This window comes from Legionella nagasakiensis, from assembly GCF_900639915.1.
In the GTDB taxonomy this organism is placed as follows: domain Bacteria; phylum Pseudomonadota; class Gammaproteobacteria; order Legionellales; family Legionellaceae; genus Legionella_A; species Legionella_A nagasakiensis.
In genome coordinates, this window is record NZ_CAAAID010000001.1 from 186,292 (window position 1) to 212,078 (window position 25,787).

A 25,787-nucleotide genomic window follows, 5' to 3' on the forward strand; every position below is an offset into this window, starting at 1 on the left:
TTTAGGAGACTAGGCGTGGCTTGTTTTCTGATTTATCTTGGTTTGCGTGTAATGTGTAAGGTCTTATAAATGTCTGCAACAACCGCTCCTGTGGAATCCGTCACTTCAATATGAAATTCAGGTTCTGCTTTGGTGTCGTCAGCCAGTCGTTTAATATAACTAATCCGCTCTGGTGTAAGCTCGAAGCGCGCAAAGACCGTGCCTCTGGCGGGTTTTTTATAGCGAATTCTGGCAGATTTATCCCAAACGACATAATCGGAACCGAGGATTTTTATCAGCATCAACATATAAAAAGGGTCAGTCATCGTATATAAAGAACCGCCAAAATGCGTGCCGACGTAATTTTTATTCCAGAAGTGTGATTTCATTTGTACTAAAATATAAGAAAAATCTTCGCGATATTCTTTTACGTTGATTCCAGCCCCTAAAAATGGCGGCCAAAACCTCATGAGTTTCAATAATAGTGTGGGTTTCATGAGCATGCTAGAGTAAGGAATAGCCATTAATTGCTTTTATTGGCCTATGATACGCTTGTCTGACGTAAGTTACCATTTAATATAGCCATGCCTGAAGCGTACATATTGTCTTGAAGGATGCTTTTCATATTTTCTAATTCAATATAGACTGAAATAAGATAAGTGTTTCTTTTAATAAAGTAATTACGACATAATTCATTCTATAGAAGATAATATTGTGAAGCCGCATAGAACCTTAAATTGTTCTGGAAAAGCCTTAAAAAGATTTGAACGATGGGTGATATGGTTATTTTTTCTTCTTATTCAAGCCATGCCTGCTGTATTAGCAAGCGATTCAAATCAAATAAAAGATCCTTGGCCAAACAACGAGCAATTGCAAGTCATTGAACAAACCATCCAAAGCTATCCTCTGGAAAAACAGTTGGTTCAGCCACATCGTTATTTTCTTACCAACGCTCAGCCAGTCAATGTCGTAAAGCAAACATTTGATAAAACACAGGATTACAGTCAAACGACCTTTCAAGAGGAAGTGAGTTTTTTTCTGACTACCTTTAAGAAACCCGTTAAATTTATACTCGCTGTATTTATGAAAGACGTTATTTTTTCTAATGTCATGTCACAGACATTCATAAACTTTGAGTGGGCAGTTTTTAAGGAAAATGCGTCTTTTACCTATAATCAGTTTGATAATCAGACTAATTTTTATCAGGCTGTTTTTAAAAAAACAGTCAATTTTTACTCGTCAAAGTTTATGTATAGCAACTTTACTGATGTGAATTTTGACAATGATGCTATTTTTACTAAGGCAACCTTTAAAAAAACGACACTGTTTATTGACGCAAGTTTTGCTGGTCATGCTAATTTTAATGAAGCATCTTTTGCTGGTGAAGCAAATTTTGGTCGGACGATCTTTCAAGGTGATGTAACCTTCAATAGAGCAACGTTCAAAGAGTTTGCCAGTTTTTCCTACGCTCAGTTTCATGGGCATGTTTCATTCAATCACACGGAACTGCCAAAACATCTTGATTTTTCTTATGTTACAACGATTCGAAATATTATTAATTTCAATAATATCAATGAGTTATATAATTATAAAACAAAAATTAATCTTGTCGGTACGGATATCAGTAAATTAAAACTTGATTACAGTTTTTTTTCATTACACTTTCCAGAAGGCACGAGTGATGCTGATGTAAGAAATGTTTATGAAGATCTTATTAAGTTACAGGAGTATTATGGCTACGATGACGGTTATAAAAAAATAATGATTGAATACAATACGTATAATTATCTAAAGAATAAACAATACATTAAGTATTTTTTTGATAAATACATGTGGAACTTTGGATTTGATAAAACCAATCTGATTCTAATTGTTATTTATATTATTATTTTTTGGAGTTTAATAAATAACTTTTTTTATACTACTTTAGAGCAAGAAGTATATCATATTCCTTTTTTGAATATTCAATCAGAAAATAAAGTGATTGAAAATAATGTTTTCTTGCGTTACTTGTTTTATTTGCCACTCTCGTTGATATATACAGTACTGATTATAATGGGAGGATTTCTTTCTTTTCATACCTTTTTTCCGGCAATTAAGAAAAAAAATCTATTTCTTGCAATCTGTCTTTTGCTTATGGTGATAAGCGGAATAGTATCCATATTTTTGATATTGAAGTTTATTGTAAAGTAATACAATGGTTTCCTATGAAAATTAAAATAAAAAGTAGAACTATAGGATAATAATGACTAATAAATCAAAGAGGGTTCTTGCATCTCGTCACAATGACCTGCGAAAAACTCATAGAAAATTGGTGGTCTTATGGGGAGTCGTTCTTTTACTTGCGGTCTTAAATCTTGTATTAACCTTAGAGTTTATTAGCCAAAAAAATAAATTGATAACGTTGATTACTCAATCTGATGAAATGAATGTTAAAGTGATTAAGCTGAGCAAAAAGGTCGATTTGGTGCCGTTCTTGTTGGAAAAATATGTATTTACTTTAAATTCCTTATATCTTCAGAACTATTGGCAGCAATTGGAATTAGATTTTACAGTGGATACTTTGATTCGTGAATTGTCCAAATTTAATGAATTTAGAAGACAAGTTGAAGGCATAAAAGAGACGGATAAAAACTTAAGAGATGAGGAAGTGCTTGCCTTAAAATTGATGTTTTCAGCGTATCACATTCCTAAAGAAGTGATTAATGATAAAATTGAAGCCTATCAGCTTTCCGAACAGCAACAAATGTTATCGGATGCAGAAAAGTTGCAACAAAGTCACGATATTTTATTTGACATCAATCGTCAAAAAAAACTGGTTATGATTCAAAATTCCATTGAAGCATTACGTGAGAAATTAAAACAAAAATTTGCCGATGAAATTCAAGCCGTACAAGAAACAATAGGTTGGCTTGAAGCGTTACTGATTATTTCTTCCATCTTATTGATTTTATGTGTTATTTCTATTGTATGGCTGCGTTTAATTAACAAGTTAATTGTCTTAAGGCTAGATGCATTCAAATTAACAACGCCTTCCAAAAAATAAATCAGGACTTACGAAAAACTCCAATCTCTGAGTTAAAAAGAAATTTTGATGAGTCCATATAAGACACTGGGAATTCTACTCACCTGCGTAAGTTGGGCGACGTGAAGGTTCTCTGAAGGGCATCATTGCGATGCGTCATATTTCCTTAATATTTGCTTGATATGCTTTGGCTATTAACCATTGCCAAGAAGAATTTTATCATGCCAACCAGAAGAACAACGGATGACTATTTTCGCATCATCAAACAAAATCATAAGCGATATCTTGATGATAACATGATTACCCACCTTGAGCTTAGTGGCGGGATCGGGCAAGCGCAGTTGATTGAAAAATATGCAGACAAAATCAAGCTTTACCGTTCTACAAAAGAGCGATATTTGAATCATGCTATTCAACAGATATCTTTAGCATCCAGAATTGGCCATGGTGCTTTAGCAGCCTTGTTAGGGATTGGTGTTGGTGGGCTGGCCTATTATGCGCAAAAAGACAGTACACTTTCTGAGGCATTAAACCCTCTGTCAGGCGCCAAAAATATAGCCGCTGGAGCCTTCAGTGCCGTCATTGGAGCCGGTGTCAGTTATCTTGCTTATCAAGCTTGGCTAAAAAGCGCTAAACATCCAGCGACGGATGATTTCGCACAATTTCAAGAGGCAATGAAGAAGGCAGGTTTTACGGATGAAAAATACGCGCAGCTTTCAGCGGATTTAGTCAAACTGTTTCATTTCAGAGAATGCGTGCTTCTGGGGTTAAAGGATGGCAGTGGTACGGACATGCGGGAAGAGTTTAAGAGAAAATACTCCCCTGATGACGAACCATTTGATGACAAAGCGCTTAATATCGCCATTGAAGCGTACTTTCTCGACCAACTGAATCATTTATTTGACCGTGCTTTTAGAGATATTTACGCCATGCAAGACCATGAAATTCTTGCAGAAGAAGCACAAAACCCAATCATTACCTGGTTAAAAAGCTTTTTTGAAAACCCGGAAGAAAGGCAAAAATTCACGCAACAATTACAAATCCAATTCATGGAACAATGTTTAAATTATCTCGAAGCCGAGATGGCAGAACCCAGTTTTATGGCGAAGCACCCTTATGCCACAACAAGCGTCATTGGGTTAGCCGCGGGTCTGGGGGTATTGACGGTGGCTGCAATGGTTTTAGGAGGGCCCGTTACTATAGGCATCGTTGCAATGGCCTTAATTGCCACGGCGGTAAGTGCTGCAGTCTCTTACTGGGCTGTCCATAACGTCGAAGCATTGCAATACAAACGCAGTAAAGAAAATCGTGATGCTATTCGCCAAACCGTGGATCACGTGACGATGGAATGTACACGTTTGGAGCGCTTAATCAAACAAGTGGTTGAAACAACCCCTGAGGATATTAAGCAGCTAGAAAAATATCGTGAAAATCCTGAGAGAAGATCTTTTTTGGAACACTTCACAACCTTGTTTGATGCTCATGAAGAAGTGGCTATGGGGGCCGGAAAGGCTTGGATAAGAGAACATGCTTCTCGTTATCGTCACAGCAAAGCCATAGAAATTGATTTATCCACAGAACATCGGCAACTCATTGAAAAAGGGGAAGCGCAAACCGCAGTGATGCAGGGCCATTTAAAAACGATGATGGGCGCTGAACGGGCCATGGCCATGCCAGAACCCTTGCAACGCTATATGAACGATACTAAAGCGTATTTGAGTAAACCGGAACATCATGAGTTTATCAAAAAGTTTGAATTGGTTGAAAAAATCCGACAACAAGTGCTGGATATTGTGGCAGCGGTTCCCTTAAACACACCACAAAAACAGTTACCTCAGACATTGATTGATTTTTATACTTTTCCCATTGAAAAAGGTGGACTTGGTGGGATGTCTTATGACTTAGAGCAAGTACGGGCATTAGCTCCGGTCTTGCCTGAACATATAACCGCTGTCAATCAAGACCATCCCTATTACCCACTTCTGGTTACCGCTCAACAGGTTAATTTTGCTTTATCGCGCAATAAGAATCGGGCGTTTATATTCATTGGCGATGCTGATTATCGGGAAATGCTTGGATTACGGGTGGATGCTCCCAGTGAACGAATTGAAAAGAAACTGCATGCAGGAAACATCAGGCAATACTTGCAAGCCTCCTTTGATTTTTTATATTCCCTGAATCAAAGAGATTCATCGGATGCAAGTGATAGCCTGGATAAGCCATTTGAAAACAGCAAGGAATTTACCTTATATCGCATGTTGTTGATTAAGCAGTTGGCTTGCCTTGCTGATCCTAATAATCTGCGAATCGATGAATCGATACGGCGTGAAATCTATAAATTTGCTCAGGAACGATTGCAAATTGACCCAGCCGTTGTTTTTGACGATGTGTTGAATCAGTCCTTGTTTATTCAGCGAGAAACCGATGGGCCAAGCATTCAAGATCCTTTGATGTTTGACCGTTCAATTGCAGGTTTAGAACACGTCGCCGAGGCCATTCGCGTTGATATGGCCTATGCATCAAAACCGCTTACGCCTCGCTTATTAATTGCGATGGAAGCAAACGACTTTTTAACGCAAAAAAGAGATGCCGAGAAGACAATATTTTGTCATGGTCATTCCAAGACGATTTTGATTCCCGAAGCCTCGGAGGCCTATGTTGAAACAGTGAGAAACACCATCGTGGCCACGCGTGCCTTTATCGCTGAAATGGCGAGCCGCGATGTCTTAAAAAAATCCGGTGCATTGGACAGTTATCTGCGTGATTCAATTCAGGAAGTTTTTGCATTGCGCCAAGCGATTGTAAGCCTGGATCAAATGATCGGCGGTGAAGATACCAGAAAACTTAATTCTCCGGAGTTGCGTGCTTCTGCAGATTTATTAAAGCAATACCAGGAAGAGTTGGAGCTTCGATTGGTTGAGCCTGCAGTGTCTGCTGAAGCGACTCCACTTAAAAGAGACCACTCTTTTTTATTCAATTTTTTCAGGAAAAGCCCGAGCCATACAGAGCCTCGTGGAAGTCATACAGACGCTTTGAACGCAGATGGGATGAAATTGCAATAATATAGCCTGGATAGTGCGAAGCAATATCCGGGAAAAATCTCCAACAAAACCTGGTTACCGCTGGCGCGTTAACCAGGCTACAATTCACTCAATCGTAATGGGGATGTGCTGATTTTGCCGCGGAATTACCAAAAGAATCCCAGAATAATGAATAAAATGATGCTCAGCGCAATGAAAAACAATATCATGGCTAAGCGTTTTTGTTGGTGTTCTTTCTTAACCCATGACTCAAATTTGAGATTCAAGCCTAAAAAATCATTGATTGCTTTTGCTATCTTAAGTTTAGGATTTAATTGTGAGTCATAGACATCGGTTAATGGGACTTCAGTGTTATCGTCAAGAATCAGGGCGACGCGATAGCAGGGTTGCCCCTTACTGGTAGTACTTTGTTGAATCACGATGTCATGAATTTTATTCAAAGAATAATGTTCTTCTGATTGGTTAAGCAGGTTTTTACGCAAAATTTTAAGTTGATTGGCGGTTTTATTAAAATTCAGCAGCACCGTTTTTGTCAACAGCAGCATCAGTAACCCAACAGTAGGAAAAATCAGAAGAAACAGCTGCAACCATAACGGATGAAGAGAGGCAAGGTGTAGCGATTGATTTTTGCATTGTTGCAAAAAGGCATTGATTTGATTCACAGCCTCTTGACTGTGAGTGTAACTCGAAGTGTTAATGGAACTTAAATACACTTGTTGATTCGATGTAAGTAATGCAACATTATACGTAAAGTTTCCTTTTGATGTTTGATGAGTGGTTAGTTTTGCTTTTTGCAAATTATTCAGCAAGGTTGTTTTTGAAGAAAAAAATATCTGTTTGGTGATGAACTGACATTGATTGGACGGTTCTTCCGGGTGACATTGGCATTGTAACTCATAAGATTGCATTGTGAACCAGGCCATGCTGCCACCAATCAAAATAAATAACAGCCCTATCAACCGCATCAGCTGCTGAGGTAAGTAGATAAGCAGCTGATTTGGGCGTACATTGATTTTCATGGTCTTTTGCATCCTGGAATAAAAGACTATATAGACAGTATAGACTTCAACAAGGAATGGAATGATGACAACCAAAGAATGGCCTGCTGATGATTATTCGATTGGCTCTTACATACAAGCAACGGTTGCAGAACCTTATCTTGCTGATCTTGTGATTAAACCCAGTGATGCTGTACTGGACATTGGTTGTGGCAACGGTGCGTTTAGTTTAAAAATCATTAAACAGTTTCCCCTGGCCTCCTTTTTAGGAATCGATGCTTCTGAAAATATGTTGGCGCTTGCAAAAAGAGAACTGGCGGGATATACCCATGCTTCTTTGCAGAAAGCGGATGTAGAGACAATGGGATTTAATAATCAGTTCGACTGGATTGTGTCTTTCTGGTGTCTGCAATGGGTGCATGATGTAAAGACCGCGTTTGCCAATATTTACCGCGCCTTAAAATCCGGTGGGCGATTTTTAGCGATCTTTCCAACAGGCGATGATCCTTTTATGACAACGTTTAAAGCAATAAAACAATCGGGTCGCTTTAAAGTTTTGGATAATTTTCACCCTCCCGTCGACTATCAGAAATTTAAACGTTTGGAAGACACGCTTCGTTTTTTGCCGTTTAAAGAACTAAAGGTCGAACGTGTATCACAATCATTACTTCTGCCTTCACTCGATGTTTTCCGTAAGTTTGTCAATGGTATTGCTTTTTATCACGGTCAAGTGCCTGCCGAGCAGATTAAAGACATTAATGAAGCCATGGTTGTGGCGTTTGCTGAGCAATGTGAGCAAACCCATCAAGGGACGTTGTCTTTTGATTTCACTATTTTTTACCTGACAGGTAAAAAATAATATGAATCCAGTACCTCTCAAACGATCGCTGTCTAAATTACTCATTACTTTTTATGGATTGGGAACGATTTTAGGCGCTGGTATTTATGTTCTAGTGGGTAAAGTGGCCACTCATGCAGGCATTTATACCCCACTGGCTTTTTTATTGGCGTCTTCTATTGCCTTATTTACCGCTGTTTCCTATGCCGAATTAAGTTCACGTTTTCCCAAAAGTGCGGGCGAAGCATTTTACGTGCAAAAAGCATTTCAAAAACAATGGCTGTCTGCGTTCATTGGGTGGCTGGTTGTTTTTACGGGTTTAGTCTCTGCTGCCGCAATTACTCGCGGATTTGTTGGGTATTTTCAGCTGTTTATTGATGTACCATCATGGGTTGCTATCGTATTTCTGGTTGTTTTTATGGGAATTATTGCCATCTGGGGAATTAAGGAATCAGCAATGATGGTTATGCTTATTACCTTAATTGAGGTAGGCGGCTTAGTCATCATTATTTTTCTTGCAAGCGACAGCTGGCATCGGTTACCCGGCTTATGGCATGCAGCGCCATCGATGAGTACGCTTGAATGGACAGGCATTTTTTCCGGAGCCTTTCTGGCATTTTACGCCTACATTGGTTTTGAAGACATGGTCAATGTGGCCGAAGAAATAAAAAATCCTGAAAAAAATCTACCTCCTGCAATTTTTTGGGCATTGGGTATTGCCACTTTACTGTATCTATTGGTGGCGTTAGCAATGATTCTGGCCCTGCCTATGGATGAGTTGGCTAAAAGCGATGCGCCACTTGCGACTTTTATTGCAGCGAAAGGATTTTCCCCGAATCTAATTGCCCTGATTAGTTTGGTGGCCATCATTAATGGCGCATTGGTGCAGGTCATTATGGCCTCGCGCGTTATTTATGGTATGGCAAACCAACAAAATGCCCCGCAATGTCTAGCCACTGTCCATCCGCGTACGCAAACGCCTGTGGTGGCTACCCTTTTGGTTGTAACGATTATTTTAATACTGGCTCTATGGTTTAATATTGAAGCCTTGGCAAAATTAACAAGTACCATCATTTTATGTGTGTTTATGATGATTCATTTGGCATTGATTCGGATAAAATGGCAGAAAAAAGTGAGTAGGAACGCTGTGAGCTATTCGGTTTTTTTCCCTATTGCCGGATTTGTTTTATCCACGGGATTTTTATTCGGTCAGTTATTGTTTTGAATGGAGGAGTAAACCAGGAACCGTGCTGTTGCCTGACTCTGGCGGACAAATCACAAGAGCCAGGAATGAAGCCTAACTTAGCCATTGATGCGCTGAAAGCAATAAAAGGTGTTTTCCTCGTTGCAGGGTACTTGTTGGAAAGAGGTCCATTCATCAGTACTGAACCCGCGTCTGCCAATGGTGCCGGAGACTGCACCATCACCATTACTGCTTTGCCAGTTATTGCAAGTATTACCATCAGTGACGCCAGAAGTAGTTGTTGCTGTCCATCCATCTTCGTTAGTGCCATCGATGGAAGCCCCGATGGTAGAGGAAAGAATAGTACTGAACTCGGGGGTAAGCAAGTTACCGGTCGCCCCTATCACAACACCAGTACCTGCTCTGAAATAAATGGTATTAGGCTGCAAAGCATGATCGCGTGCATTGGAGGTGTTTGTCGACAGCCATGCTCGCCAACGAGAGCCAGGGGCTACTGCTTGGCCTTCAAAATTGCAAATTTCATCCGCGCAAGCACGTCCGATACCAGTGCATTGAAATCCGGGACTAGGGTTTACAATGCCAACGGAAATATTGCCGGTTGCTTTCATTCTTGAGCCAAATACCCCACATCGCCTATCTGCTGCGGTGCATGGCGTTGGCGTAGAGCCAGATACTGCAGCGAGATTATCGATTTGTGACTGCAGCAGGGTTTTAAGTTTCAATATTTCATCATCCACGTATTTTTGTGAGGCTGGATTGGTGGCAAATCCCGTACCAGCCAAAGCAAAAGTCGCAAACAGCGCAATAATGCGTCGTTCTGCTACCGTTGACTTACCTCGCAAACACTTCATAAGACTATCCTTATCTGTTTAATTAAATCTAACTGATTCTATAAGGCAACAAAACGATAAGCAACAGGTGTGATAAATTGCTGATCGAGAGGGACGTGAAGTTTAATGAGTCACTAAATATCGGTTGCCTGATTTATTCCATGATTTGATTTTCTTTAGAGCAACCGGCGATTTAGAAAAAGAATCGTTTAATTTCTTATTTGACCATTGCCGCGAATAATCCATTTGTAAGAAGTCAATGCTTCCAGAGCCATAGGGCCGCGGGCATGCAGTTTTTGCGTACTGATACCAATTTCAGCGCCCATGCCAAATTGGCCGCCATCGGTAAAGGCCGTTGAGGCGTTGACGTAGACCGCGGCAGCATCGACATGCTGGAGAAAATAAGCGGCAGCCATGTCATCTTCTGTAATGATGGCTTCACTATGACCAGATGTGTAGGTCATAATATGAGCGACTGCCTTTTCCAGCGAAGGTACTGTTTTGATAGACATTTTATAAGATAGAAATTCGTGGCCAAAATCAGTCGGGCTTGCCTTATGGAGTAAGGTTTGCGGATAAGAGGAGGCAAGCAGCGGATAACTTGTTTCATCGGCAAAGAGTTCAACCTGATTTTCTGCAAGTAGGTCAACCAGTCGATTTAAATCAGCCAGTCTTTGTTCATGAATGATTAAGGTATCCAAGGCGTTACAAACGCTGACTCGCCTCGTTTTGGCATTATTAATGATCAAACGTCCTTTATCCAAATCGCCGCTTTTATCGAAATAAGTATGCACTATGCCGGCGCCTGTTTCGATACATGGTATTTTGGCGTGTTCGCGGACAAAGTTTATTAAGGATTGACTTCCTCTGGGGATGCAAACATCCACCAAATCAATGGCGCCTAGAAGCACGTGCATCGCTTCACGTTCAGGAGGCAATAAATAAAGAGCATGGCTGTTAATCTCACATTGAGTTAAGGTTTTCTGAATCAGCGAGACCAAACACCGGTTACTGTTTTCGGCTTCTTTACCACCTTTTAAGACGCAAGCATTTCCTGTTTTAAAACAAAGTGCGAACACATCAATTGTTACATTAGGTCGAGATTCATAAATGACGGAAACAACACCGAGAGGCACGGAAATTCTTTGAATGACAAGACCATTCGGCATGGTTTTCTCGCTGAGTATCTGACCAAGCACATTAGGTAACGATGCAACCTGTTCAACATCCTCTGCAATGGCATCAACGCGTTCTTTTGTTAATAACAGACGATCGTATCTTGGATCGTCTGTGGCCATTAAGGCCAAATCCTTACGGTTTTCGTCCAGTATATTTGGACAGGCCTGCCGTAAGTTATCAGCAAGTTTCAACAAAACCTTTTTTCGCGTTACGTCATCGATACTGACTAGAAGATGGCTTATTTCTTTTACCATTTTCAGGTGATTCATTAGTTCGGCTTTCACACTAATCATCCTTAGTTTTTCTGGGTTTAGTACAGACCCTAATATAAATGCAATTGATCATAGTGAATAAATGCCGGTTTGTCTTTCTTCCCTAAATAATCCCTTAATTGATTCGTATCATAGCGAGCGATGCCAACGCCAATTTTTTGGTTACCTAACGTGCGTATTTCTACAAGGTCACCTTTTTTAAATATGCCGGTAAACTGTTCTATTCCGATAGGCAATATACTGATGATGCGTTTCTTTTCTTGCAAGATGGTAAGCAAGCAGGAGTTAACATGAATTGCACCGTTTTGTTTATCATCATTATAGGCAATCCATCGTTTAATATTTGATTTTTTCTTACGGGGTAAGATGGTAGTACCCAGCGGTTCATCTTGGATGAGACGCCTAATGACAGAGGGTTGATGGATGCCTGCGATATGGGTTGTAATGCCAAGGTCAGACATTTTTTTTGCGGTTGCTAGTTTGGTGTGCATTCCACCTCGTCCTAGGGTGCTTTTTGTTGAAGAAATATCCGGCCATCTGAGTTCAGGATCAATCACTTTGATCAATTGGGCATTGACGTCATCAGGATGACCAAGGTAGACGCCTTCCACAATGCTTAGAATAATGAGTTTATCGGCGTTGATTTGTGCCGCGATAAGACCGGCCAGTTCATCATTATCCGTGAACATTAATTCTTCAATGGCAACGCTGTCGTTTTCATTGATGATGGGAATGATGTTTTTATGTTCCAGCAGTTCACGGAGCAGTCTTGCAATGTTTAAATAATGTTGCCTGGTTTGAAAATCTTGTTTGGTCAGCAATAGTTGCGATGCAAGGATGTGATGCGACTTAAACATGCGGGCATACAGGTGCATGAGTTCAGGTTGGCCTAAAGAAGCCAAAACTTGTTTTTCGCCGATGGAACTGCCATACCGTCGGCTGAGAAACTGCTCTGCTACTTTCCTGCCTGAACCAACGGCTCCCGAACTGACTAGTACAACTTGGTGTCCAGATTGTTGTAAAAAAGCAATTTGTTTTACTAACTCAAGCATGGTTGCTTCGCATAGTGTGCCATCGTTGGATAAAATGCTTTGCGTACCTACTTTAATCACTATTTTCATAATTGACCCAGCTGCCTGTATAATTTCTATGTCTATAATGGATTTTACGTTTTATAAGTAATACTTTTAATTTAGGATTGTCTAAAGTAGATCATGATATAGGATGAAAAGTTTTTTAGAAAATGAAACAGTTCGCAGTCTTTTGACCGTAACGATAGCATCGCTCAATTATTTTATCATGATGCTAATCAATATCATGCTTGCCAGGTTCTTAGGCGCTCAAGTATTTGGTGATTATGCGATTGCTATAGTCATAGCAAATGTGGGATACATCATCGCGGTCCTTGGCAAAGGACAAATCGCATTAAAAAATGTGCCGATTTATTTAAAAAATAATAAGTATCAAAAAATAAGACATTTCATTCAAATCAATTTTTTTCGAATTATTATCTTTAGCCTTTTATTGAGTATGTTTTTCATTAGTAGTTACTTTTTGATATTGCATTTAAGCGTTCAAGATGTTTTACACCCTGTTTTGTATGCGGGCTTATTAATACCTATTATGGCCGTTGTATATTATATGTCCTGTATTCTTCTTAGCATGCAATATATTGTTTCAACGTTGCTGGTATTGCAAATTCTGATACCTGTTCAATATTTAGCCATCATCCTGCTGTTTCAAATTTACGATAACCTCTTTACCGAACATCATGCGTTATTAGCGGTATTAATTTCGTGGTTAATTGGTTCATTAATATATAGTTATGTGTTGAGAAAATATTTATTTTACCGAGCAAATAAAAAATTATTGATCAACCAGGTTGATTCATTGACCAGTGGATTTTCATTTTTATTCGTTCAGGTGATATTAGGGGCGTTGCAGAGTGTTGGTGTGATTGTAATAGAATTATTAGAAAAAGATGAATCAATTGTAGGCATCTATGCCATGGCTGATCAGCTGTCATTTTTTGTCATACTGCTCTATAACACTACGCTTACTTATATACTTCCTAAGTTATCTGTTCTTTTAGATAACGATGAACATCGGCAAACACAGGCTTTTTTAAATAAAGTGTTTTGCAGATTTTTCATTCTCTGTATTTTTATGAGTTTTATTTATGTGTTTCTTGGTGAGCATATTCTAAAATTATGCGGAGAGAGATTTACTGCTGCGTATCTTCCCTTATTAATTATTTCTTTGGGTAATATGGTAAATATGTTATTAGGCGTTTCATATTATGTTATTCAATATAAGGAAAGCAATGCGGCTGTGATTAAAATGTATGCAGTATTGTTTGCTTTAAATGTTATGTTAACTCTCTTCTTAGTTCCTTATTTATCCGCAATGGGCGCAGCCCTTGGAATAACCATCCCTCTATTGCTTATATTTTTATATCAAGTCGCATACATTCGAACAAAATATGGACTGAGTATCATTCGCATCAGAGCTTAAATTCAAATGTGTTAAAAATTGAGCGAAATTTGACGATGCGTGCCTGCATTGAAAGAGTCATCCCTAAGAATTTATGTATTACCGTAATATCTCTGCTAATATACAAATATGTATTTAAATTACTCTTTTAGAGTATTTTAAATTAATTTTGTTGTTTCATTATGCACAATATGTTTAAAGACCAGATGAACGTTTAGCAGAGAATAGAACTATGCCAACACTTGCAGGGTATCAAAGACATCTTTTAGCCGTCAGGAATACGGCAAAAGAAGCGTCTGCTAAATATGCAGGGGCAGTCGCTAGCCATGGTAAAGAGCGCTTGGTTGATAGAGCAAAGCGTGCATTGGATTTAGAGATTCAACATTATTTATCTAACAGCAGTGCTTATTTGAAAGAGCTGGAAACTTATTTGCGCGGCAGTCATCCAGTTCTACAGAGTATTGATATAGGAATAGCAGTTAGCGCAGACCTTGACTTAGAGCTTTTACGAGAGAAACTGGCTGAAGCCAATAGAGGGATTGTTAATGAAATATGGCGTATGCAAAGGGAGTTTAAGCCAGACGACGAATTCGCCCGCGTTGATGATGATCCGAAATATAAGGAATTGTTTGCTCAGAGCGATGCTATTAATAGATTAGGTGTAGCAATACGAAAAATACCCCAGTTCATTGCACTAAGTGAGCGTATTCTCAAGAAAAACATACCTATAATAGAAGACAATAAACAATCTGAATTAGAGGTGTTGCAGGGACGTTATCTGGAATTAAGTCATACATTATTAGATATTAAGACAATTGCATTACCCAAGCAATTACTTCCGTTAGATAGAGGCAGTGCTCTAAATATGGCATATCAGCAGTACAACGCTCATGCAGGACAGGCGCAACGCTTAGCACAAATGATGTCACGCAGATTAAGAGAGGCGGGTACTAGTGAGACAGGACAAATTCAAGCCTATCAGGAAATTATTCAGATATTCAATGAATATCTTAAAGCCCACCAGCGCTATAGGGCAGTTTATGAAGGGGCTCTTGAACAACATGTTGATGAATTAAACAGGCTGCCTAGAGCCAGAAAATTGTACCAGTATGAGCTTGCGGGGCTTCAACGCGATGTTCGGCAGTTAGTTGAGATTATGAACACCCTCTCAACAAAGCATAGCACTTCAGAATTTACGGCCATGGCACGTAAAGATTATATCAGCGACGTTGATGTATCCTTAGGTGATGAAGTAGACAGGCTTGGGTACGCTACATCGAAAATCATCAAAGCGCGAGAGCAGATTGCTGAGCACATGCAACAGGCACGGGAGGCACAGGAAAGGCAGTTAGAGGCTCAGCGTCTTAGAGTCAGAGAAGAGGTGTCGCAAGCAAGCAGGCAGATAGAGCGAATATCTATCCAGCTTGCTGAAAATCTATTAAGCCTCCAAGAGTTATTAAAACTAGATGAGACTTATAAGGGTGATTTTAATGAGCGGCAGTTGGCTCAAATCAGAGATAGAAATGGCTCGATTCTAGCGTCATTAAAAGGGGCTGAGAGCCTGCAAGATGTTAGAGGATTAGCACAAGAAATTGAACGTCTTGAACGGGATTTTGCAACAGAAAAAACCAAGTTGGTTGGAATCGTTAAACATGAATTAAAGGCAAAACTCGAATCTTTACGCGAGGAGAAAGATAGGCTTGAACGATTGGTTAGCAGTGAGCGTTATACTGAGTTGCGGCAGACCCTAAGTGCCATTCGAATTCAGGATGTTTCAACCGTCGACGCCATCAATGACCCAGTGGTATTAAAGCTTGCCATAGAGGGGTTGGAATCAAGAAAAGCACAATTAATTGAATTCGAGACACACTATGAGCGTGAAAAGGGGCATTGGGATGCTGCAACCCAGCTTTGTTCTGCCAGAAATCCAGCTGAATTTTTAAATAGTAAAGAAGGGGATGTGGAGCACATTTTAAATAAAGCGAAAGTGATGCGTGGATTTTATGCAATGCTTGCGAAGATGAAGATTTCAGAGATGAATATTGAAACCGTAGGAGGATTAAAAGCATTTATTAAAGCATTGCCTCGAGAACAACAACAAAACAGTTCAATTAAAGAGATAGAAGCCAAATTAAATTATGTGGATCTGATTAGTCAGCTAGGTGGGGAAGAGGATGTCCGAGCATACATGAACTATGCGGAAAATCCAGCGATGGTTCGTGTGATTACGGATTTTATAGGGGACATGGATGATGGCAAAGCGGCGAGGTTAGAAGCGTTAAAAGATCCTAAAAGAATTGAAGCCTTGGACGCCATCGCTGAAAAATATGAAGCGTTCGATGAGTGGGATGAGCAATTAATTCCCACCGTCATGGAGGAAATCTTAACCAAAGCACCAGAAGATGTTGCTCAGGCGATTATTAATATTAAGGATAATGATACGCTGTTTACCCCATTCTTTTTACTTGCATTGCAAGAGGATAAATCTTTTGATAAACCTGATGTTTCAATAGATAGTAAGCCTGCAGCGAAACTTAGGCGTTTCTTGGCCTCCGACCAACAAACGCCTAAGCAAAACATTCTGGCAAGCTTATATCTTTTGTTGACTCAACAGGAAGATAGAGAACATCAAGGACAAGATGAGATTACACGACTGAAAGCACAATTCTTTACTCAAAATATTAACAGGCATTACTTGCAATCTCTTGAGAATTATCAGCCTCAAAAAGAACTTAACGTATTGGCTAATTTATTTAGTACAATAAATGAGGCTTTTAGCGCAGCACGCCAGACAGCACCGGATTGCACAAAATTATTAAACGAAGTCCAGAGAGAAGTATTTAGCGAGTTTCTTAAATTTCAAGACGATGATGAAACGCCTAGAAGTATGAAAACACGATACAATGCCGCAAGTAAGATAATTCATGATAAATTAGAGCCAAAAATGGCCGATAGCATTATCAATGCCATCGGAAGATTCTTGATCAATGTAGGGGTGGTTGTAACCTTAAGTGCGCTTGGGCATTATCGAAGATCACAAGGTCAGACATTTTGGGCTAAACGCAGTGAGGCGTCGCGACAACGAGAAGGGGCTTTAGGCCAGATAAAAGAAAGTATAAATCAAGAAGTAGATGATGAAGACGCAGGACAACGCCATGAAATCGGCTCTACCCCAACAAAGGGGGCATTTTAATCAAGCCTATTTTTGTTCAGTTCAAATGCGCCTCAATGCCAGCGATAAAAACAAGGGGCCACTAAATCCGCTGATAGCGGCAGCACCCATCACCACAGGGATGATGGGCCACACACAGGGAGATAGAATGCCTAACACACCGGCCAGCCAGGCAAGTGGTAGTGACGCAAATTCAATGTTTATGACGCACCTGTCAGCGCATTCAATTTTTTGAAAATAACGTTTTCTCTGGTTTCACCAACATTAAACCAAACACGTTTTTTCCTTGATAAAACACTAATGTGCCTTGCTTTGGTGCACTAAAATAACGCACCCATTGTTTATCGTTATCAAAATCCACTCTTAGAATATGTAATTTACTATCAGGATGTGTCTTTTGATGTTTTTTTAGAATCGCGCTTTGCGCCTGACAGGTAGAACATCATGACTCATGAAGCATCATTGATAATAGTTGAAAACTTAGTTCATTTATTTTTAAAAACTTTTTCAGGTTTATTACTTGGCAGAAGTTTTAGTCTTTAAATGAGATAATTGGGTTTAATGCTTAAATCAAAGAAGGGTTATTACAAGTAAATTCTATCATTAATGCTAACCTTGATATATTGATAATAAATTTTTAGATTATTTAAAGGATTAAGTCATGTCAAAATTTCACAATATTTTATTTGTCAGCCATGGATTAGGTGGGGAAGACGAAGGGTTAAAACAAGCGCTCCAACTAGCGATTGCAAACCAGGCCTCATTAACTATTCTCATAGTATGCCCATCATTTCCAGATAATCTTGGTGACTATAAAGCTTCTTATGAACAATCCATCATTGAGCGAATGGAGCAAGCAATTAAATTGACAAAATCAGCTTTAAAGATCAGTAAAAAGAAACTCAACATTCATCTTGAGCTTGAGTGTGGCTCGGCCCCCAATGTTCGTATTATTCAATATGCCCTAAGACATTCTCATGACTTGCTGATAAAACAAGCCGAAACAAGTCCTAATCAAATAGGCTTTAAAGCGTTGGATATGGAATTGTTACGAAAATGCCCTTGCCCTTTATTTATGGTTCGTCCTGCAAAACATACAGATAAAGAAGTCAGGATAGCCGTTGCAATTGACCCTGAAAATGAAGAACCGGTTGGCAAAGATCTTTCTTTAGATCTTCTTAAGTACGCATCTTCTTTAACTCACCACTACTCAGGACAACTCGACATTGTCTCATGTTGGCTTTTTAAACTGGAAGAATATCTGAGGGACAGTATATGGGTAAAGGTTTCAGAATCTGAGTTAAACCAAATGGTTTTGGATACAATGCACGAACATGATAGAGCTTTGCATTCAATTATTCAAGATTCCAATATAGGAGGGAACTACCGGATTCATCTCCAAAAGGGGCTTCCTGAAGAAGCGATTCCTTCTTTTGTTGAAAGTAATGCGATTGACATTCTGGTTATGGGTACCGTTGCACGAACTGGAATATCAGGTTTTATCATCGGCAATACCGCCGAAAATATCCTGCAAAAAATTAACTGTTCATTGCTCGCGTTAAAACCCCAGGGGTTTGTCTCTCCTGTAAAAGCTTATTAAAGGAGGCTCTTCATGCTGGAGAAGCACTTTAAAGAACACAGAGGTAACTGGCATGTGCTGCCAGTTGAAGAGGTATTAACTTGGCTTAATACGGATATCAATGGATTAAATCAAACGGAGTCTCTTAAAAGACAGTCCATGTTTGGTCTAAACCAAATACCTGAAAAGTCAAAAGAATCCATTATTTTACGTTTTTTACAACATTTTAATCATATTCTGATTTATGTGCTTTTATTCGCGGCAATAACTACAGTCTTATTGAATCACTGGATAGATACGTTTGTCATACTTGCCGTTGTCATTGTTAATGCTTGTATCGGGTTTATACAAGAAGGCAAAGCAGAAAAGGCGCTTGATGCCTTACGACAGATGTTATCACTTACGGCGAGGGTTATTCGGCAGGAAGAAAGACAGACTATCCCTGCTAAAGAACTGGTACCTGGAGATGTCGTGCTTCTGGAATCCGGTGATAAAGTGCCGGCAGATGTGCGACTTATTAAAGCGCACGGTATGATTGTAGATGAGTCCATTCTTACCGGTGAATCTGTAGCAGTAGAAAAACAGTCTGACCCTGTTGCAGAAGATGCAGTACTTGGCGAGCGTTCATCGATGGCTTACAGCGGTACGCTGGTGACCAGTGGTCAGGCTAAAGGTGTGGTTGTAGCAACTGGTAAATTCACTGAAATTGGTCAAATCAGCCACCAGCTATCAAAGGTAGAAATGTTGACAACACCTTTGATTCAACAAATGGATGTATTTGCCAAATGGTTAAGTGTTCTTATTGTGATGGTTGCGGGATTATTGCTGGGTTATGGTTATTTTGTGCAGCATCAGGACTTTGGCGAATTATTTATGGCGGTTGTGGGCCTGTCGGTAGCTGCTATTCCTGAAGGACTTCCCGCAGTACTATCGATTACTTTGGCGGTTGGTGTGCAGGCGATGGCGCGGCGAAATGCAATCATTCGCAAGCTTCCTGCTATCGAAACCTTAGGCTCCGTTTCTGTGATTTGCACAGATAAAACAGGAACGCTTACAAAGAATGAAATGACGGTGGTTTCTATTTTAACCGCAGAGCATCAGTTTAATGTTGAAGGCTCAGGCTACGAACCATCAGGCAGTATTAAACTTCATGACCATATCATTGAGAAAGAACAACACCCTCTGCTTATACAAGTGGCGCAAACCGCAGTACTTTGTAACGACGCCGATTTATATGGGCGCAATGAGCATTGGGTAATAGAAGGTGACCCGATGGAAGGGGCGCTACTGACACTGGCAGAAAAAACAGGCTTATCAGTAACCGAAACCCGAAAATCCTGGACACGCACGGATACCATTCCCTTTGATGCGAGGCACCGTATTATGGCAACGCTTAATCATAACCATCAAAAACATGCCTTTATTTTTGTTAAAGGCGCCCCGGAGCAATTGTTAGTTATGTGCCAAAAACAAGAAAATGAAAACGGTGAGTTAGAACCTATCAATCAAACCTATTGGTTGGAACAGATTGAATCCATTGCTAAAAATGGCCAGCGTGTGTTAGCTATGGCTGCGAAGTCAGTTCCTCCAGAACATACGGTGCTGCAATTCTCCGATATAGAAAACGATTTAGTTCTATTAGGAATGGTTGGGATGATTGACCCACCAAGAGAGGAAGCCATAGCCGCAGTAGCCCAGTGCTTGAATGCTGGCATTCAGGTAAAAATGATTACCGGTGATCATGCAGCAACTGCTGGAGCGATTGGCCGGCAAATCGGATTAAAGCATCCTGATAAAATTTTGACTGGTCTTGAGCTTGATAGAATGAGTAATACAGAGCTGGCAAGTGTGGTATTGGAAGATGATATTTTTGCCCGCACCAGTCCAGAGCATAAGTTAAGACTCGTTATGGCGCTCCAGTCTCATGGAATGACTGTCGCTATGACAGGAGACGGCGTGAATGATGCGCTTGCCCTCAAACGAGCCGATGCAGGCATTGCCATGGGGAAAAAAGGAAATGAAGTATCAAAAGAAGCAGCAGTTCTTGTGCTGGCGGATGATAATTTTGCATCCATTGCAGCTGCGGTACAAGAAGGGCGAACAGTTTATGATAATTTAAAGAAAGTAATTAGCTGGACGTTGCCCACCAATGGTGGCGAAGCCATGACCATTATTTTGGCATTGCTGCTTGGTTTGAGTCTTCCGGTAACCCCCGTTCAGATATTATGGGTTAACTTAATCACAGCGGTCACTCTTGGCTTATCACTTGCATTTGAGCCAACGGAAGAAAATACCATGCAACGCCCACCAAGGCCAAGAAGTGAGCCTATATTAACCGGAGCGCTGGTATGGCATATTATTTTAGTTTCCTTCCTGTTTATATGCGGCGTATTTGGTATTTATTACTATGCCATCGATAAAGGGTATTCGATTGAACTGTCCAGAACCATTGCTTTAAATACCTTGGTGGTTTTGGAAATTTTTCATTTGTTTTATATCCGTAATATCTACGATACCTCTTTAACCTGGCAGGCGGTAAAAGGTACAAAAATGGTGTGGATGAGTGTTATTGTGATCACGGTTGCGCAATTTGCCATAACTTATCTGCCACCGCTACAAAGTATTTTTAAAACAGAATCGATTCCTTTTTTTGATGGGGTTCTCATTATCGTCATTGGCATGGTGTTTTTTGCCATGATTGAAACAGAAAAACAGCTTCGATTAAGACTTATATCGCTTCGCCACATGGATATTTTTTCTCATTACGAGGAAGACCTATGATGGGCATCACCTTTTTACACGCTTCTCCCTTTTATGAATTAAGCGCGCTGATGCTCTGTGCCATGATTATTGGTTTTTTGAGCCTTTTATTGCGCCAACCAATGATAGTCAGTTTTATTATTGTGGGTATACTGGTCGGTCCGAATTTTTTGGGTATCGTACAATCTTACGAAAATATTGAGCTTTTGGCAGAACTTGGAATTGCGGTATTACTTTTTCTGGTGGGGCTGAAGCTAGACTTACAGCTTATCAAAACATTAGGACTGGTATCGTTAGCAACGGGTATTGGCCAGGTCATTTTTACCGCAATCATTGGCTTTTTTATAGCAATCACTCTAGGCATGACTATGATGAATGCCGTTTATGTTGGGGTAGCACTAACATTTTCCAGCACCATCATTATTGTTAAGTTGCTTTCGGATAAACGAGAGGTAGATTCACTGTATGGACGAATAGCTATTGGCTTTTTGATTGTGCAGGACATTGTCGTTGTGTTTGCCATGATTGTCCTATCTGCGTTTGGGCTGGGTATTGAGAGCAGCACAACCTCTGATGTTCTGGTCAATCTGGCTATGATGGCCTTCTATGCTGTAATTATCTTGATTCTTCTTTGGCTTTTCATTCGTTACGTTGCTGATTCTTTGGTGAGCAGTATTGCACACTCCTCTGAATTATTAGTTATTTGCTCCATAGGCTGGGCCGCACTATTGGCAAGTCTTGGCCATTATTTTGGTTTCAGCAAAGAATTGGGCGGGTTACTTGCCGGCATATCATTGGCGTCAACACCATTCAGGGATGCGATTGCATCAAGACTATCTTCCGTTCGAGATTTTTTGCTGTTGTTTTTTTTCATATCCTTAGGCTCTCAACTTAATTTAAACCAGCTTGGCAATCAGATTTTGCCAGCCACAGTTTTTTCACTATTTGTGCTAATCGGTAACCCACTCATTGTCCTCATTATTATGGGATATATGGGCTATCGCAAACGTACAGGTTTTTTAGCAGGACTTACGGTCGCTCAAATCTCTGAGTTCTCTCTCATTTTTATGGCTATGGGACTTAAACTTGGTCATGTTTCTACAGAATCACTGGGATTAGTAACCTTGGTTGGATTAATAACCATTGCGGCTTCAGTCTACATGATTACATACTCCTACACGCTGTATCGATGGCTTGAGCCATTATTAATGCCTTTTGAGCGCAAGATACCTTATCGTGAAAAATCGGATGTGGCTGGGAATTTTAACCATAAAAAATATGATGTGCTTCTGTTTGGCCTGGGTCGTTATGGCCAGGCCATTGCAGAGCATTTGCTTCAGAATAATTATAAAGTACTTGCTGTCGATTTTAATCCGGATGAAGTCAACAGCTGGCGCCTAAAAGGTTATTCGGCCATTTATGGTGATGCTTGTGATATCGAATTCATGGCTTCACTTCCCTTAAAAAATACTCAATGGGCCATATGTGCGATCCCGCAGCATACACCGGGTTTGACACATGACGATCCAAGAATTATGTTGCTTCAGGCTCTTAAAGAGCATCACTATATGGGCAAAATTGCCGTATCAACTCAGCATGCCAGTCAAGTTGAAGCTTTGAAAGCAAAAGGAGTGGATATGGTCTTTTTACCTTTTGATGACGCTGCAGATAGAGCTGTTGAGAAAATCATCCATGGTGGTTGTTAGGGTATGTATATGCTATTGGAAATCAAGAAAATCAATGGTTTGTACCTCGATATTTTTATACTTGGCATTTTCTTTGAAATCATGTACTAACTCAACTACATCGTATGCAATCGATTTAGAATTGGAGCCGTCAATGATAACCTTTGCCCCTGATGGAATAGCGTCTAAAGCCTGCATAATGTTTGCTTTGTTAAAAAACGAAACTTCCTCTGCCAAAACCAGGTGATAAACAATGTCACCATTCTCTTTTTGAGTGATTGTTTTCATATAATAGGCATTGCGGTAACTGTGCTTTAATGTGAAGAAAACACCAAAAACAATACCGATGATAATTCCTTTCAACAAGTCAGTTGCGAGTATGCCTATTGCTGTAGCTATAAATGGAATAAATTGTTCTGAGCCGAGCTGATACATTTGTTTAAACAACCTTGGGTTTGCAAGCTTATAACCTACAATGATCAATATTGCAGCAAGGCAAGATAACGGAATCATATTGAGAAGAGGCGCAAGTAATAAAACTGATAACAAAAGAAAAACACCATGAAGAATTGTCGATAATTTTGTTTTGCCGCCAAAGTTAATGTTTGCTGAACTGCGAATAATAACTTGTGTAATAGGTAGTCCACCGAGCAGTCCGGAAATTAAATTACCCAGACCTTGGGCCTTCAACTCTCGATTAACAGGCGTAATACGTTTATGGGGATCCAGTTTGTCTGTTGCTTCAACGCACAATAGTGTTTCAAGACTAGCCACAATAGCGAGCACTACGGCTATTTGCCATACTGAAAATTGCTTTAAGGCTGTAAAATCAGGATGTGTAAGTTGGTTAAAAAAATCGATAATGTTTTCAGCTACAGGAAGTTGGACCAAATTATCCTTATCAAGACTCAGTTCCCAAAAGCCAATTTGATAAAATTTATTCAATAAGATGCCAACAATAACCACCACAATGGGTGCCTGTATGATCTGTAACAATCGGTTTTTCTTTATAAGCCTGGTATCCCATAAGATGAGAATCGCCAATGAAATGAAAGAAATGAGTATTGCCCCATAATTGAAGGCATTCAGTGCATTCAAAATATAATTAACAGTGATATCGATACTAAACTGAAATGACGACAAATCACCTATCGTATCCGGGTCAAAACCTAAAGCATAAGGGATTTGCTTTAAAATAATTAATAGCCCAATGCCTGTTAGCATCCCTTTAATCACCGATGATGGAAAAAAATAAGCGATAAACCCTGCTTTTGCATATCCCATAAGGAGTTGAAAACATCCGGCTAAAACGACGGATACAAGAAATGCTGACCATGAACCAAGGCTTTCAATAGCTAATAATACAATAACCACCAAACCAGCTGCTGGTCCGCTAACTCCAAGGTTTGAACCACTGGCAATTCCAACAACGATTCCACCAATAACACCTGAAATGATACCCGAAAACAATGGGGCGCCTGAAGCTAGGGCGATACCAAGGCATAATGGCAACGCGACAAAAAAAACAATTATGCTTGCTGGAAGATCATACTGGATTCTTTTAAAAGATACTTCCCCAAAGATATTTAACATGTGCTATCCATTATCGAAAAAAATGGTTGAGAAAGGGTATTGGCCATTTGCTGTCTCGTTGATCTCCTGTAAAAGGTTTCTATTAAAGCCAGATTTTGTATAAAGCGTTGATTTCCTTTTTGTAAAAGCTCAATCGATTGCTCTGGAGTAATTTGTTATTGTAACTCTTTTGTTATTGTTTTCATTATCAACCTTATATCTATTTTCGAGGTTCATCAATTCGGAGGTACGGCCAGCATATCAATATTGCTCAATTGTAATAATCGTTTAGCTACGCTGCCCATCAAAAAATAGTGCAGCTTAGATCGTCCTTGTGTTCCGAATACTAATAAGTCGGCACCCCAGTTTTTTGACTGCATGTTGATGGCATCAGCCAGATAACCTCCAATAATTTTTTTCTCAAATTTATCGTGTTTGACCTTGCAACTTTTTAAAAAATCATCCAACTTTTCAAAAATATCCTTAGTTGGATGATTCCTTTGATTCTTGCCGACATCATCAACGTTTAAGAACTGTCGGTAATAGATATCCACAATATGCAAGAGTTGAAACCTGGCCTCAGGAAAGCATTGAAAAGCAAATTCAACGGCTTTTTTACTGGCTTCAGAGAAATCGGTGGCAATTAGTATTTTATTGTAAGAGAAAGAAGGCTCTTTTTTAATGAGCAAGACAGGCGTATTTCCCTGCCTGACAATATCACCGGATGTCGTACCTAATATATGGTCACTGATATAATACTGACCATGTGCGCCAGCAATAATTAAATCGCCCTGATTATCCTTTGTAAATCGAATGATTTCATCTACTGCTCTACCCAAAAGCACAGATGTATTCACTGAGATAGCAGATGAAAATGGCTTCACCATACTCTGTAGCTTTTCTTCCATGCCTTTTTCTAACTTCAGCAATTCTATTTGTTGATCTTTAGCAGAGAATTGGACAAAGTTTGCAGGCCAGGGCTGCTTTAATACATGAATGAGTTCCAGCATGATATCGTGGCTCTCGGTTAAAGAAACAGCCCTTTTAAGCGCATATTCAGCATGTTTTGAAAAATCCGTTGCTATAATTGCTTTTTTTATTGACATTGAATCATCCCTTTTAATAATAGTTTATTATTTCTTTAAAGCTTAGCAAAGAAT

At 39.7% G+C, this 25,787-nt stretch carries 18 protein-coding genes; 11 read left to right on the plus strand and 7 right to left on the minus strand.

All coding sequences use genetic code 11. The features are described 5' to 3' along the window. Positions 1–32: 32 nt before the first annotated feature. Positions 33–476 (minus strand): DUF4442 domain-containing protein, encoded by a 444-nt coding sequence (locus E1O52_RS00880; RefSeq protein ID WP_133126855.1) that lies wholly within the window; start codon positions 474–476, stop codon positions 33–35. Between the two features lie 217 nt (positions 477–693). On the opposite strand from E1O52_RS00880, the gene E1O52_RS00885 reads away from it, so the two are divergent. From E1O52_RS00885 to E1O52_RS00895, 3 genes are all read left to right on the plus strand, one after another. Then, a complete protein-coding gene (locus tag E1O52_RS00885; protein WP_133126856.1) occupies positions 694–2,172 on the plus strand; it encodes a pentapeptide repeat-containing protein in 1,479 nt (492 codons plus the stop codon). Between the two features lie 52 nt (positions 2,173–2,224). Beyond that, entirely contained in the window at positions 2,225–3,025 is an 801-nt protein-coding gene (locus tag E1O52_RS00890; protein ID WP_133126857.1) for a hypothetical protein, read from the plus strand. Between the two features lie 200 nt (positions 3,026–3,225). Continuing rightward, positions 3,226–6,066 carry a sulfite exporter TauE/SafE family protein gene (locus tag E1O52_RS00895; RefSeq protein WP_133126858.1) on the plus strand — a complete coding sequence of 947 codons (2,841 nt, stop codon included), beginning with the start codon at positions 3,226–3,228 and terminating at the stop codon, positions 6,064–6,066. A 125-nt stretch (positions 6,067–6,191) separates the two neighbouring features. Here the strand turns inward: E1O52_RS00895 and E1O52_RS00900 are convergent, their stop codons facing one another. Then, positions 6,192–7,064 carry a hypothetical protein gene (locus E1O52_RS00900; protein WP_133126859.1) on the minus strand — a complete coding sequence of 291 codons (873 nt, stop codon included), beginning with the start codon at positions 7,062–7,064 and terminating at the stop codon, positions 6,192–6,194. A gap of 61 nt (positions 7,065–7,125) precedes the next feature. Between E1O52_RS00900 and E1O52_RS00905 the strand changes: the two genes are divergently transcribed. After that, positions 7,126–7,902 carry a class I SAM-dependent methyltransferase gene (locus E1O52_RS00905; RefSeq protein ID WP_242602120.1) on the plus strand — a complete coding sequence of 259 codons (777 nt, stop codon included), beginning with the start codon at positions 7,126–7,128 and terminating at the stop codon, positions 7,900–7,902. Position 7,903: 1 nt separating this feature from the next. Continuing rightward, entirely contained in the window at positions 7,904–9,106 is a 1,203-nt protein-coding gene (locus E1O52_RS00910) for an APC family permease (RefSeq protein WP_133126860.1), read from the plus strand. Between the two features lie 77 nt (positions 9,107–9,183). On the opposite strand, the gene E1O52_RS00915 is transcribed toward E1O52_RS00910, so the two are convergent. From E1O52_RS00915 to proB, 3 genes are all read right to left on the minus strand, one after another. Next, positions 9,184–9,936, minus strand: coding sequence for a DUF1554 domain-containing protein (locus E1O52_RS00915; RefSeq protein WP_133126861.1), 753 nt, complete (start codon positions 9,934–9,936; stop codon positions 9,184–9,186). Between the two features lie 188 nt (positions 9,937–10,124). Continuing rightward, positions 10,125–11,378 carry a glutamate-5-semialdehyde dehydrogenase gene (locus tag E1O52_RS00920; protein ID WP_207384152.1) on the minus strand — a complete coding sequence of 418 codons (1,254 nt, stop codon included), beginning with the start codon at positions 11,376–11,378 and terminating at the stop codon, positions 10,125–10,127. Positions 11,379–11,416: 38 nt separating this feature from the next. Next, positions 11,417–12,487: a glutamate 5-kinase gene (gene proB, locus E1O52_RS00925; RefSeq protein ID WP_133126862.1), complete on the minus strand. Its 1,071-nt coding sequence runs from the start codon at positions 12,485–12,487 to the stop codon at positions 11,417–11,419. Between the two features lie 103 nt (positions 12,488–12,590). Between proB and E1O52_RS00930 the strand changes: the two genes are divergently transcribed. From E1O52_RS00930 to E1O52_RS00955, 6 genes are all read left to right on the plus strand, one after another. After that, the gene (locus E1O52_RS00930) at positions 12,591–13,880 is read left to right on the plus strand and encodes an oligosaccharide flippase family protein (protein ID WP_133126863.1); all 1,290 of its coding nucleotides are present in this window, start codon (positions 12,591–12,593) and stop codon (positions 13,878–13,880) included. A gap of 211 nt (positions 13,881–14,091) precedes the next feature. Beyond that, positions 14,092–17,052, plus strand: a complete 2,961-nt coding sequence (locus E1O52_RS00935; protein ID WP_133126864.1) for a coiled-coil domain-containing protein — start codon at positions 14,092–14,094, stop codon at positions 17,050–17,052. After that, positions 17,015–17,266 carry a hypothetical protein gene (locus E1O52_RS13110; RefSeq protein ID WP_165474667.1) on the plus strand — a complete coding sequence of 84 codons (252 nt, stop codon included), beginning with the start codon at positions 17,015–17,017 and terminating at the stop codon, positions 17,264–17,266. The genes E1O52_RS00935 and E1O52_RS13110 overlap by 38 nt, the downstream gene beginning before the upstream one ends. A gap of 426 nt (positions 17,267–17,692) precedes the next feature. Then, positions 17,693–18,631, plus strand: a complete 939-nt coding sequence (locus tag E1O52_RS00945) for a universal stress protein (RefSeq protein ID WP_133126865.1) — start codon at positions 17,693–17,695, stop codon at positions 18,629–18,631. Between the two features lie 12 nt (positions 18,632–18,643). Then, positions 18,644–21,391 carry a cation-transporting P-type ATPase gene (locus E1O52_RS00950; protein ID WP_133126866.1) on the plus strand — a complete coding sequence of 916 codons (2,748 nt, stop codon included), beginning with the start codon at positions 18,644–18,646 and terminating at the stop codon, positions 21,389–21,391. Continuing rightward, entirely contained in the window at positions 21,388–23,076 is a 1,689-nt protein-coding gene (locus E1O52_RS00955; protein WP_133126867.1) for a cation:proton antiporter, read from the plus strand. Before E1O52_RS00950 ends, E1O52_RS00955 begins: the two co-directional genes overlap by 4 nt. A gap of 12 nt (positions 23,077–23,088) precedes the next feature. On the opposite strand, the gene E1O52_RS00960 is transcribed toward E1O52_RS00955, so the two are convergent. Beyond that, complete coding sequence (locus E1O52_RS00960) at positions 23,089–24,648, minus strand: SulP family inorganic anion transporter (protein WP_133126868.1); 1,560 nt, start codon at positions 24,646–24,648, stop codon at positions 23,089–23,091. Between the two features lie 215 nt (positions 24,649–24,863). Further along, positions 24,864–25,733 carry a universal stress protein gene (locus E1O52_RS00970; RefSeq protein ID WP_133126869.1) on the minus strand — a complete coding sequence of 290 codons (870 nt, stop codon included), beginning with the start codon at positions 25,731–25,733 and terminating at the stop codon, positions 24,864–24,866. Between the last annotated feature and the right edge of the window lie 54 nt (positions 25,734–25,787).